This is a genomic window from Nocardia arthritidis (assembly GCF_011801145.1).
GTDB classification, from domain to species: Bacteria; Actinomycetota; Actinomycetes; order Mycobacteriales; family Mycobacteriaceae; genus Nocardia; species Nocardia arthritidis_A.
In genome coordinates this window covers 1791803-1804474 of the sequence record NZ_CP046172.1, presented here as the reverse complement: position 1 = coordinate 1804474, position 12672 = coordinate 1791803, and the positions used below count along the sequence as shown (strand labels likewise).

Below are 12672 nucleotides of genomic sequence, written 5' to 3'. Positions count from 1 at the left end.
GACCCGGCGAATCCGCGCCGGAGATTCGGTCTCACGAGGAGCGGGATGACTCTGGTCGAGGTGCGCGACGCACCACTTGCGGCACCCGAAAGGCGTTGGCGCGCAGCGGTTCGGTTCACCGGTATCGCGGCGGGCAACTTCATGATCACGATGGATGCCACGGTGCTCAATGTCGCGCTGCCGGATATGCGGCGCGAACTGCACGCGCCCGCGGCGGCACTGCCGTGGGCGGTCGACGCGTACACCGTTGTGCTGGCGGGCATGCTGCTCGCCTCCGGCGCACTCGCGGATCGGTGGGGGCCGCGCCGGGTGTACCGGGCGGCGCTGGCCGCCTTCGCCGCGGTATCCGTGCTGTGCGCGGCGGCGCCGAATGTCGGTGTGCTCATCGCGGGCCGGGCGCTGCTCGGCATCCCGGCGGCCGGCCTGGTGCCCGCGTCGATGGCGCTGCTCGCGGTGCTGTACCCGGATACGGCGGCGCGGTCGCGGCGGATCGGCGCGCTGATCGCGATCACCGGTGTCGCGATCGCGGCCGGGCCGGTTTTCGGCGGCGCGCTGGTGGCGCTCGACGGCTGGCGGCTGGTGTTCCTGGTGAACCCGCCGATCGCGCTGCTGGCCTTCCTGGCCGCGGGCGGACTCCGTGAGCATCCCACCGATATCGCGAAACCCTTTGACAAATACGGTATTTCACTCACCGTGCTGGCGCTGACCGCACTCACCTTCGGGCTGGTCGACGGCGGGACCGGCGGCTGGGCCCGATTCTCCCCTATCGCGGCGTGCGTCGTTGCCGCCCTTGCCTTTTCGGCCCTACCCGCGGCACAGCGCCGCGCGGCGGCTCCGGTGCTGCCGCCCGCGCTGCTGCGGCTCACCAGGGTGCGGGTGGATCTACTGGTCGCTATCGTCGCCCAATTGGTTTACTACGGGCTGCTTTTCAGCATGTCGCAGTGGATGGTCGAGGCCAGGGGCATGACGGCACTCACCGCCGGACTGGCCTTCCTGCCGATGACCGTGCCGATCATCCTGGTGCCGACGCTCACCGGTCGCCTGGTCGCCAGGTACGGCGCGCGGCCGCTGATGATCGCGGGTATGACGGTAACCCTCGCGGGCGGTGTCGTGCTGAGTGTCGGCGGCACCTCCCTGTGGGTGTTGTTCCTGGTCGAGGTGCTGATCGGGGTCGGCGGTCCGCTCGCGACACCCGCGTACATCGCCGATATGTCGGCCGCGGTGCCGCTCGAATTCGCGGCCACCGGTCAGGGCGCGCTGAATTCCGCGCGGCAAACCGGCACCGCGCTCGGCGTCGCGATCTTCGGCACCCTGTCGGGGCTGCCCACCACCGGTGTGGTCATCGCGGCGGCGGTGGTCGTCGTTCTGGTAGTCCTGACCAACACCCGGCGCGCGGCCTGATTGTGCCTCAGCCCAGACCATCGCGAAAACCACTGTGACGGTTGCCTATTCGAAAACCGCGCGGCAGCGGATTGAGTGGACGATGACGTGCCGATGACGCCGCGTCATCGTCCGGGAAGTGACGGGCAATCCGAGGCGCGCCCGTTCACCTCGACGGTGCGGGACCGGGACGGCGCCCAGTCGGCCGTCCCGCCGCCCGATCGAGTAAGTCCGGGGCCGGGTTTCGAAGGGTGTGTCGAAATCCGGCCCCGGCATTCGGTTTGACCTTCGAGTTACTTGAAGCTCCAGAATGTCGATGTGGCAACTGACGAGCTGATAACCATCGGTGCGCTGGCCCGCTCGTGCGGGCTCACACCGAGCGCACTGCGGTTCTACGACGATTGCGGACTGTTGGCGCCCGCGCGGGTCGACGCGGCGACCGGCTACCGGTATTACGCCGAATCGCAGCGCGAACGGGCCGTACTTATTCGGCAGCTCCGCGAGATCGGACTGCCGCTCGAGCAGGTCGCGCGAATTCTGACGGGAAGCACATCGGATGCCGAGAAGTTGCTGGATGACCATGTCGCGGAGTTGGACCATAAGGCACGCACTGCGGCGGAGCTCGCGCCCACACTCAAGCGGCTGATCGGCTCGGCGGCACGACACCGCATCGCGGTACCGGGACCCGCCCTTGCCCGCGCGATCGAACAGGTGTGGCCCGCGGCCGCGCGCGATCCCGAAATACCGGTGCTGACCGGAATTCTCGTCGAAGCGACCGCCGATTCGCTGACGCTGACGGCGACCGATCGTTACCGGCTGTCCACCCGCGGCATCGCACCGCGGCCGTCCACTCTCGACGCCTGGACGCTGGTGGTAGCGGCGGGCGAGCTCGCGGCGATCACCGCCTGGCTGCGCTCCGCCCCCGAGGTCGAACTGGACCGGCGCGAGACCGAACTGCTGGTGACCGACGGTTCGGCCACCCGCGGGTGCACGGTGATCGACGAAACCTTCCCCGATTACCGATCGATGCTCACGGCATTGGCTCCGGTGCGGACCCGCGTCGTGCTGGCGCGCGAGCTACTCATGGAGACCACCGAAACCCTTGGGCCCGTACCTCTTTCCATCGACGCGGCGACGCAGTCGCTCACCGCGGGTAAGGCCGCGCGGCTGCCCGCCACCGTCACCGGCCCGAGCATCGACATCACCTTCGATTCGGCACTGCTGCGTTCAGCCGTCTCCACCGCACTGGGACCCGAAGTGATGCTTGAGATTTCGGCCGCCGATCAACCGGTCGTCGTCCGCTCCGCGACCGACGGCGAGCTCACCACGCTCGCCATGCCGATTCGCGACAACGAAGGAGAATCATGACTGCCACAACCGAATCCGACGCCACGATGGCCGCGATCACCAACGCTGTCGCCCGAGGCCGCGAGGGCGACCCCGGCACCGCGCGACGCGAGCTCAATGAGATCTGGCAAACCCTTGGGCCACAGGGCGATCCGCTGCATCGCTGCGCGCTCGCACACTACCTCGCCGACCTGTACGACGATGCGGCGCAGGCACTCACCTGGGATATCCGCGCCCTCGACGCGGCAGACAGCCTGACCGACGAGCGCGCCAAGCGATATCACGAATCACTCAGCGTGCGCGGGTTCTATCCCTCGCTGCACCTGAATCTGGCCGACAACTACCGCCGTCTCGGCTCGTTCGACGCGGCGGCCGAACAACTCGCCGCCGCACGCGGCTGCCTCCACGAACTCTCCGATGACGAGTACGCCAACGGCATCCGCACCGCCGTGACCGAGATCGAACAGGCGATCCTGGAGCGCAACACCGAGCCCCGCGCATCGGCGCCAACCGGACGCCCGAGCTAGACCTTCTCGAGTTCGAGCACCACGACCGGAATCACCCTGGTCGTGTTCTTCTCGTAGTCCGCGAATCCGGGCATGACGGAAACCATTGCGGCATAGAGCCGGTCGCGTTCCGGCCCGCTGGTGATCGGCGTCGCGGTGGCCCGGAACCGCTCGGTGCCGATCTCCACGGTGGCCTCGGGGTTGGCCAGCAGGTTGTAGTACCAGTCCGGGTTGGTGGGCGCGCCCGCCTTGGAGGCGATGATCACGACGCGATCACCGTCGCGGATGAACGCCAGCGGATTGGTTCGCGGGAGACCGGATTTCGCGCCGGTGCTGGTGAGCAGCAGCAGATCCTTTCCGGCGAAGGGGCCGCCGACCTTACCCGCGTTCGCGTGGAATTCCGCGATGATCTTGTCGTTCCAGTTGTCCGCCACGCACCTGCTCCTCCGGTCGGGGGTCGCCGCGCAACCCTGTTCGTCGACACTAGTTCACAGCGGCGCCCCGACCGGGTAATTGATCACCGCGCCGCGGACAGCACCGGTTCCCGGACACCTGAACGCGGCACGGGCATAAGGGTCTTGCTCAGGTCGGTGCGCATGGTCGTGGCCGAATCGAGCAGATAGTTCTGCCGCACCTTCCACGGATGCCTGCTGCCCTGGCGCGGGAAATCGCCGATCGAGCGCTGGATATAGCCGGAGGTCAGATCCAGCAGCGGATGTTCGGTGAGTTTGCCCTTGGGCTCGGGCACGACGGCGGCGAAACCCTTGCGGTCCATATAGTTCAGCACCTTGCACACCAGCCGCGAGGTCAGGTCGCCGCGCAGCGTCCATGAGGCGTTGGTGTAGCCGACGCAGATGGCGAAGTTGGGCAGGCCGGACAGCATCGTGCCCTGCCAGACAAATCGCTCGGACAGGGTCACCGGCTTACCGTCCACCCGGAGTCCGATACCGCCGAAGGCGAGCAGGTCCAGCCCGGTCGCGGTGATGATGACATCCGCCGCGAGCGTGCGCCCGGATTCGAGCCGGATCCCTTCTGGCACAAAGGTTTCGATTCGGTCGGTGACAACCTCCGCCTTATCCTTCTTCATGGCCTTGAAGAAGTCGGCGTTCGGGACGGCGCACAGGCGCTGATCCCATGGGTTGTATGTCGGCGTGAAATGTTCCGCGACCAGCTTTTCATCACCGAGAATTCGAGTCGTCAAGCCGGTCAGCAGCTTTCGCGCCGCTTCTGGACGGCGACGGCAGTACTGGTAGAAGCCGATGCCGAACAGGATGTTCTTGGTCCGGATCACGCGGTGAGCCAGCTTGGGCGGCAGCAGTTCCCGAATCCGGTCGGCCTGCTTGTCGCGGCCGGGTACGGCGCTGATCCAGGTGGGTGTGCGCTGCAGCATGGTCACCAGCTCGGCCTGCTCCGCCATGGCGGGGACCAGGGTCACCGCGGTGGCGCCGCTGCCGATCACCACCACCCGCTTGCCCGCGTAGTCCAGATCCTCCGGCCAGAACTGCGGGTGCACTATACGACCGGAAAACGTTTCCGTACCCGGGAATTCGGGTGAGTATCCGTGTTCGTAGTTGTAGTAGCCCGCACACGCGTAGATGAAGTTGCAGGTCAGTTCGCTCCGTACCACCGCGCCGGAATCGTCGCGGCGCGCCAATGTCAGTGTCCAGCGGGCATTTTCGGAGGACCAGTCGGCCGCCTCCACCTTCGTGCCGTACCGGATGTGCCGGTCGATATCGTTCTCCGCGGCGGTTTCCTTGATATACCGCAGAATCGACGGACCGTCGGCGATGGATTTGGCGTCGCGCCACGGTTTGAACGGGTAGCCGAGGGTGAACATATCCGAGTCGGACCGAACGCCGGGATAGCGGAACAGATCCCAGGTGCCGCCCATCGAATCGCGAGCTTCGAGAATGGCATACGACTTGCCGGAGCATTCGGTTTGCAGCCGGTAGGCGGCGCCGATTCCGGACAGGCCTGCGCCGACGATCACGACGTCGAGATGTTCGGTCATGGTTCAAGTGTGCGAGCATGTCAAGCACCATTCTTGACTTTGCGCGACAACTATTTGATTCTGGACGACATGACGGTGATTCGATCGGCGGGCCTGCGCGGCTTCCGGGCCACCGTCGCGGAGCTGGGCGGCAACGCCGAGGAGCTGGCCGCGGCGTGCGGGCTGCCGATCGCCGCACTCGACACCGACGACCTGCTGGTCCCCGATCGCGCGGTGGGCGCGGTGCTGGAGCTGGCCGCCCGCCGGCTGCGCTGCCCCGACCTCGGCCTGCGCATTGCCGAGCGGCAGGATCTCGATATGCTCGGGCCGCTCGCCCTGGCGATCCGGAATTCGCCGACGCTGGCCGACGTGCTGGAATGCTCCGCACGGTACCTGTACCTGCACGCGCGATCCATCAAGGTCTCCGTCGAACCGGACCCGTACGGCGATCGCGGCGTGATCGCGATCCAGTACGGCCTGACGCCAGGATTGCCGCCCGAAGTGCAGGGCATGGATCTGGGGCTCGCGTTCGTACACCACATGATTCAGCGCCTGGTCACCGAGAATTACGGACTGCGCTCAGTGGAACTGTCGTATCGCCCGCTCACCGCGCTCGCCAGATATGAGGATTTCTACGGTGCGCCGGTGCGTATCGAGCGTCCGGCGACCGCCCTCAGAGTTCCGAAACGCCTGGCTACTCAGCAGCTTTCGGGCGGCGACGAGAAGCTGCACCGGCTGGCGATGGCGTTTCTGGCCCAGCAATCCGGCGGCCGGGACGCCTCCATCGTGCCGCAGGTGCGCGCCGCCGTGCAGCAGCTACTCGGCACCTCGCCGCCCGAAATAGGCAGTGTGGCAGGTCTTTTGATGATTCATCCGCGTACGCTACAGCGCCGCCTCGCCGCCGAGGGCGCCTCCTTCGCGGTGATCCTCGACGACACCCGGCGCGACGCCGCCCGCCGCTACCTGACCACAACCGATATGCCGATGAGCCAGGTCGCATCCCTGATCGGCCTCGCCGAACAGGCGACCTTCACCCGCTGCTGCCGACGCTGGTGGGGCACAACGCCTTCCGCCATCCGCCGCACCGGGATCCCCGCAGCCAGCTGAATCTCCGCTGAACGGCCGAGCCGGGGACACCGTGTAACTCCCATGGGTACCAACCCAAGGACCGGTCAGCTGGTCCAGACGTACCTTCGGAGGGCACTGTTCATGCAGGGACACGCGCGGTCCGGGAGCACGCCGGACCCGAGACCCGGGCGAGAGCTGCGGGTGGTGGCGGCGGATGCGTACGCCGACTGGAACGCGGTCTACCAGGATAATGTCGGCTGGGTGTACCGGCTGATGTTCGCCAAGGTCGGCAACCGGCCCGATGCCGAGGACCTGACCGCCGAGGTTTTCCTCGCGGCATTGCGCCCTCTGCGGGTTTCGGCGAGCATTCCCGAGGTGCGGACCTACCTGCGCGCCACCGCGAAAACGGTGCTGGCCGAACATTGGCGCCAGCGCCTCGGCGTCGAACTCACCGCGATCGAGACGGATCTGCCGATGACCGACGAGCCGGATCCGGTGGTGAGCGACGCCCCGGAGCGCGCGCGGAAGGTACTGGAACGGCTGCCCGACCGCTACCGTCGAATCCTGGAATTGCGCTTCCTACAGGCGTATTCGATCAAGGAGGCGGCGGCCGAGCTCGGCGTCACCATGGTCAACGCACGGGTACTGCAGCATCGGGCGCTGCGGATGGCGGCAAAGGTCGAGGAGATGGGTTAGATGAGCGAGCGGGATATGCGCCGATACGTCGGCGCACTGCTGCGCGGGCGCAGGCCGCACGACTTCCGGCCCGACCCGGCCGAGGCCGAGGAGCTCAGGGCCGCAATCGAATTACGGGCCGCACGCGGTGACGACACACCGGACCCGGACTTCGTCGACCGGCTCGGCGACCGACTGGCCGAGTCGCTCGATCCGCCGGATACATTGCCGGACAAGCGGTTCAGCGGAAGGCGCAGGCAGTTCATCGCCGGCACATCGATCGCGGCGGCGGCCGCGGCCGCAGGGGTCGTGACCGATCGGGTCGTCACCGCGACACCGGGACCGTCGCGGGAGGTCGCCGCAACGCTGGTGCCGACCAACGGCACCTGGCTGGCGATCGCGGCGAGTTCCGATGTGACGGAAGGGATGACGCGCCCGTTCGACGTCGGCACCGTGACCGGATTCGTGCGCAGGGTGCGCGGCGCGATCGTCGGGGTCTCCGGTGTGTGCACCCATCAGGGCTGCCGCCTGTGGTTCGACAGCGTCGACGACAGGCTGCGCTGCCCGTGCCATTCCACCTCCTTCACGGTGACCGGCCAGGTGCTCACCCACCAGCTGCCCGTCTCCCCGGCGCCGCTGCCGCAGCTGCAGGTCCGCGAGAACGCCGGCGTGATCGAGGTTTTCGCACCGGCCAAACCCGCATGACCGCCGTGTAACACCCGCTCATATCTGTCACCAAGAGGTCCGTGCGCGGACCGAGCCCCTAGCACAGAGCTGGAGACCAGGTGACATGACACCCGTTCGCACCCGATCACGGATCGCCGCCGCCGCATTCCTCGGCGCATCGAGCATGCTGCTCATCGCCGCGTGCGGCGGCGGATCGACGCCGGACAAAGATGCGGCGCCCACCATCGATTTTCACCAAACTGCCGGTCCGACACCGGGATTCCCGGGCCATGGGATGACCGGCATGGCCCCGCCCGCGGCGACCGCCGCCGCGCAGGCGCCTAGCGGCGCGGCAAGCCCCAGCGCTGCGCCTACCGCGGCCAACGCGGTGAACATCCAGAACTTCGCATTCGCGCCCGCGAAGCTCACCGTGCCCGCCGGCACCACGGTGACCTGGACCAATAAGGATGAGGAGCCACACACCGTCGCCGCCAACGATGCCAGCTTCCACTCCCCCGGCATGGGCACCAACGCCACATACACCTTCACGTTCACCAAACCCGGTACCTACGAATACATCTGCACCATTCATCCGTTCATGCACGGCACCGTGGTGGTGACCAAATGATCGCCGACGACAACGATTACGACCCGCGCGACCCGCATGCGATGACCCGGCGCCAGCTGCTGCGCCATTCCGCGTGGTTCGGTGCGGCAGTGGGACTTTCGGTGATCGGCGGCGAGGTGATCTCACAGATCGCCGGCGCACCGCCCGCCGTCGCCGCCCGGCCGGATCTGCGTTTCGCGCAGATCAGCGACAGCCACCTCGGCTTCGACGGCCCGGCGAACACCGATGTCACCGCGACATTCAGCGAGGCCATCGGACAGATCAATGCGCTCGGCTACACACCGGATTTCGTGATCCACACCGGCGATCTCACCCATCTGGCGACCCCGGAACAGTTCGATCAGGTGAAGCAGATGCTGATGGATACCAATACGCCGCACGTGTTCACCGTTCCGGGAGAACATGATTCGATCGACGACGCGGGCCAGAAATACCGCGCGGCGTTCGGGGCGGGCACCCGGGGCGACGGCTGGTACAGCTTCGATATCGCGGGCGTGCACATCATCGGGTTGGTGAACACGTTGAATATGAAGCTGCTCGGCCATCTCGGGCAGGATCAGCTGGATTTCGTGCAGAAGGATGTGGCCGGGCTGTCCAGCGATACGCCCATCATCGTCTTCAGCCATGTACCGCTGTTCGCGATGTATCCCGAATGGGGTTGGGGCACCGACGATGCCACCCAGGCGCTGAGCTACCTGCGCCGGTTCTCGTCGGTGACCTGCCTCAACGGCCATGTGCACCAACTGTTCACGAAAACCGAGGGCAACATCACCTTCCACAGCGGCACCACCACCGCCTATCCGCTGCCGAAGCCGGGCGACGGGCCCGCACCCAAACCGGTGACGCTGCCCGCCGGAAAGTTGCACGACGCATTGGGGATTCGCGAGGTCACCTTCATGCGCGGCAGCAAGCAACTGGCACTCAAGGAGGCGCCGCTGCGATGATCCGGGACGGCGGCGCCAGCGGGGTGGACAATCCATGTCAACCCCTCTGTCGGCGCGGCCCCTCGCCACCACAGGTGGCCAACCCTTAAACTTCTGAACTCGAAATCAACGACGAATAGTCGGTGAATGAACGAGCCGGATATACCGGCAGCACGTAAACTGCCGTTGTCCGGGAGGTCGATTATTTGCGTTTCGTAGTTCTTGGCGAGGTTCAGGGTTGGCGCGGGGAGGCGCCGCTGGATCTCGGACCACCACAGCGGCGCGCCGTATTGGCTGTGCTGTTGCTGCGCGTCGGCAAGGCGGTGGCGGCGGCGGAATTGGTCGAGGCGATCTGGGGTGACCAGCCGGTGCCGCGGGCCATCGCGGCACTGCGCACCCACGTCGCGCAGTTGCGGCGCGCGCTGGAACCCGACCGCGCCGCGCGCGGCCGGTCGACGCTGCTGGTTTCGGTCGGCGACGGCTACGCATTGCGAATCCCGCCGGAGTCGATCGATGTCGCGGAGGTCGAGCGGCTGGTCACGGCCGCGCAGCGGCTGCGCCCCAGCGATCCGGCCGCCGCGCGCGACGCGCTGGTCGCGGCGCTGTCCGCCTGGCGCGGGCCGGCGCTGAGCGGGCTGCCCGGCCCGTTCGCCGAGCGGCAGCGTTCCCGGCTGGAACAGTGGCGGCTGGCGATCCTGGAGGACCGGCTCGCGCTCGATATCGAGATCGGTCGCGATGCGGAGGCCGTCACCGAACTGGGTCCGCTCATCGAGGTGTATCCGCTGCGGGAACGGTTCCGGGCGCTGTTGATGACCGCGCTGTATCACAGTGGCCGCCAGGCCGAGGCGCTCGACGCGTACGCGCACGCCCGACGGGCGCTGGTGGAGGGCATCGGCGTCGAGCCGGGCCCGGAGCTCACCGCGGTGCACGAAAAGATCCTGCGCGCCGAAATGCCCGCGCCGGGAACACCATCGCGACAGGCCGAACCGCCGCCCGCCCAATTACCGCCCGATATCGCCGATTTCACCGGGCGCGGGGATATCGTCGAAGCCCTGGCCGCGCAGCTGACCAATGATGGTGGTGCGGTGGCGATTTCGGCGGTCGGCGGGATGGGCGGCGTCGGGAAGACCGCGCTCGCACTGCATGTCGCGCACAATATCCGCGACCACTTCCCTGACGGGCAACTGTATGTGAACCTGCACGGCGTCGATCCGGTGCCGACGCCGCCCGGTGACGCGGTCGGCGGCTTCCTGCGCGCACTCGGCGTGCCGGAGGGCGATATTCCACCCTCCGTCGACGAGCGCGCCGCACTGCTACGCACCCGGTTGTCCGGCAAGCGAATGCTGCTGCTGCTCGACAACGCAAGGGACAGCGCCCAACTCGCCCCGCTGCTGGCCGGGACGCCGGGCACCGCGGTACTGATCACCAGCCGTTCCGCACTCACCGAACTGCCCGCCGTGCGGCGCACCCGCCTCGACGTCCTCGCCGCCGACGAGGCGCTCACCCTGCTCACCCGGATACTCGGCGCGCAAAGGGTTGCGGCCGAGGCCGATGCGGCGCGCGCGATGGTCGCGCACTGCGGCTACCTGCCGCTCGCGGTGCGCATCGTCGGCGCCCGGCTCGCGGTGCGGCCGCGGTGGACCATCGAATCGTTCGCGACCCGGCTCGCCGACGAACGCGGCAGGCTCGCGCTGCTGCGCACCGGCGAACTCGGTGTGGAGGCGGCCTTCCGGCTCGGCTACGGTCAGCTGAATGCGAAGCAGGCCAAGGCCTTTCGCACCCTCGCTTTGGCCGAGGTGCCCGACCTGCCGGTGGAGGGGGTCGCCGCGATGCTCGGCGTCGCCGTCGACGAGGCCGAACAGGTCTGCGAATCCCTGGTGGATCTCAGCCTTTTGGAGACGACGACGCCGGGGCGGTACCGATTCCACGACCTGCTGCGGCTTTTCGCGCGCGAAGTGGCCGACGAGGACGAATCCGATGTGGTGGTGCGGCTGCTCGGGTATTACCTGGCCAGCGTCAAGAACCTGCTCGGGGTCATCGACTTCAGCAACACCACCCGCCTGCTGGTGCCGACCGCGGTGCCGGGACGCGCCTTCACCGACGGCTCCTACGGGCAGGCGTGGAACGACACCGAGCGTCCGGTGGTGATCGCCCTGCACAAGCAGGCCGCCAGAATCGGCGGGCAGGCGCTGGCGGTGGCGGCCGACCTGGCCTGGGTGATGGCCGAGCTGATGGATGTCGGAACCGCGGCGCGCGAACTGGCCGGCGCGCTGGAATCGCTGCTCGACGCGGCCGTCCGCGCCGGGAATCCGGCGACCGAGCGGCGGATCCGGGTGGCGCTCGGCGCCATTCTGCAGGTCGGGCTCGGCGAGGTCGCGGCGAGCCTGCGACATCTGCGCGGGGTGGCCCGGCTGCCGGTGCGCGACGACGCCGATCGCAGGCTCTCGGTGCTCACCGACATCCTGCTCGCCATCGCCGAACGCAGGCTCGGCAATATCGACGCCTCGCGGGCGCACTTCGCGGACGCGCTGCGGCTGGCCGGGGTTCTCGGCGACCGGTCGATGACCGCGCTGCTACTCGCCCTGGTCACCCGAACCCATTGCGAGGCAGGACAATACGATGACGCGATGGCCACCGCCGAGCAGGCGATCGCGCTCGCGCGCGAAACATCCAATCCGGTGGCGCTCGGCTGGGCGCTGCACGAATACGCGGCGACCATGTCGATGCGCGGCGAACACGTCAGGGCCGTCGAACTCGGCAACGAAGCGGTGCGGACGGCCCAGCGCAACGGCGTCCGGCTCTGGGAAGGTTGGGCGCGTACCCGCCTGGCTCAGGTGTATCTGCAGGCGGGTGAACTCACGAAAGCCGAGGAACAGGCCGACGCGGCACTGCGCCTGCTTGCGAAGGCGGCCGATCCGATCGACCGGGCGCGGGCCATGGCATTGCGCGCGATCGTGCTGTCGCGCCGCGGTCTGATCGGGCCGGCGGAGCGGGAATTCCGGGAGGCCGCGGAAATTTTCCAGCGGGCCGGGCTCACCCCGCCTACCATCGGAAGCCTGTTCAGCGCGGGTTCGCCCGCATCCACTCCCGAATAAAGACTCCGTCCGCCATCGCCCATTAGCGAGCGTTTATTCGCCAATTATCGCCCACCGATCCGCGGGCGGCACCATCCGTTGTCGATGTGCACCACGCATCGCCAGTGGTGGGCCAGGAGATAGGCCGCGCGCGGACACGCCCCGCCGGCGACGGCCGGACCGCGTCGTCTTGCGTTCGAGGGGTGCGTGAGCGATGTGGTCAGCCGCATTGCCGCCCGAATCTCCTGCCCACCCCGTCGCCTCGTGCGACCCTGGATGTTCCGCCACGTGCGGAACCGTCGAGCCCGATCCATCCCCTTCGGATCGGGCTCGACCCGTCCTTCGGCCGACTCGGTGGCGAAACCCTAGGCTGGCCAACGTGATTCGATGGGTTCTTATCCTACCCCTGGCGTGC

At 67.7% G+C, this 12672-nt stretch carries 11 protein-coding genes; 9 read left to right on the top strand and 2 right to left on the bottom strand.

All coding sequences use genetic code 11. The features are described 5' to 3' along the window. Positions 1–45 precede the first annotated feature (45 nt). From F5544_RS08085 to F5544_RS08075, 3 genes are all read left to right on the top strand, one after another. The gene (locus F5544_RS08085; protein ID WP_167472600.1) at positions 46–1401 is read left to right on the top strand and encodes an MFS transporter; all 1356 of its coding nucleotides are present in this window, start codon (positions 46–48) and stop codon (positions 1399–1401) included. A 297-nt stretch (positions 1402–1698) separates the two neighbouring features. After that, on the top strand, positions 1699–2748 hold the full coding sequence (locus tag F5544_RS08080) for a MerR family transcriptional regulator (protein WP_167472599.1): 1050 nt from the start codon (positions 1699–1701) through the stop codon (positions 2746–2748). Beyond that, positions 2745–3254, top strand: a complete 510-nt coding sequence (locus tag F5544_RS08075) for a hypothetical protein (RefSeq protein WP_167472598.1) — start codon at positions 2745–2747, stop codon at positions 3252–3254. The genes F5544_RS08080 and F5544_RS08075 overlap by 4 nt, the downstream gene beginning before the upstream one ends. On the opposite strand, the gene F5544_RS08070 is transcribed toward F5544_RS08075, so the two are convergent. Together F5544_RS08070 and F5544_RS08065 are read right to left on the bottom strand one after the other, a co-directional pair. After that, the gene (locus F5544_RS08070) at positions 3251–3667 is read right to left on the bottom strand and encodes a nitroreductase family deazaflavin-dependent oxidoreductase (RefSeq protein WP_167472597.1); all 417 of its coding nucleotides are present in this window, start codon (positions 3665–3667) and stop codon (positions 3251–3253) included. The genes F5544_RS08075 and F5544_RS08070 overlap by 4 nt on opposite strands. An 83-nt stretch (positions 3668–3750) precedes the next feature. Next, positions 3751–5244 carry a flavin-containing monooxygenase gene (locus tag F5544_RS08065; RefSeq protein ID WP_167472596.1) on the bottom strand — a complete coding sequence of 498 codons (1494 nt, stop codon included), beginning with the start codon at positions 5242–5244 and terminating at the stop codon, positions 3751–3753. 69 nt (positions 5245–5313) lie between these two features. Between F5544_RS08065 and F5544_RS08060 the strand changes: the two genes are divergently transcribed. From F5544_RS08060 to F5544_RS08035, 6 genes are all read left to right on the top strand, one after another. Then, the gene (locus F5544_RS08060) at positions 5314–6330 is read left to right on the top strand and encodes an AraC family transcriptional regulator (RefSeq protein WP_167472595.1); all 1017 of its coding nucleotides are present in this window, start codon (positions 5314–5316) and stop codon (positions 6328–6330) included. Between the two features lie 102 nt (positions 6331–6432). Next, entirely contained in the window at positions 6433–6987 is a 555-nt protein-coding gene (locus F5544_RS08055; protein ID WP_167472594.1) for an RNA polymerase sigma factor, read from the top strand. Then, complete coding sequence (locus F5544_RS08050; RefSeq protein WP_167472593.1) at positions 6988–7671, top strand: ubiquinol-cytochrome c reductase iron-sulfur subunit; 684 nt, start codon at positions 6988–6990, stop codon at positions 7669–7671. It abuts the gene before it with no gap. A gap of 85 nt (positions 7672–7756) precedes the next feature. Beyond that, complete coding sequence (locus F5544_RS08045; RefSeq protein WP_167472592.1) at positions 7757–8260, top strand: cupredoxin domain-containing protein; 504 nt, start codon at positions 7757–7759, stop codon at positions 8258–8260. Beyond that, a complete protein-coding gene (locus F5544_RS08040) occupies positions 8257–9204 on the top strand; it encodes a metallophosphoesterase family protein (protein WP_238847149.1) in 948 nt (315 codons plus the stop codon). Before F5544_RS08045 ends, F5544_RS08040 begins: the two co-directional genes overlap by 4 nt. Before the next feature lie 185 nt (positions 9205–9389). Continuing rightward, entirely contained in the window at positions 9390–12278 is a 2889-nt protein-coding gene (locus F5544_RS08035) for an AfsR/SARP family transcriptional regulator (RefSeq protein WP_167472591.1), read from the top strand. Positions 12279–12672: the final 394 nt, after the last annotated feature.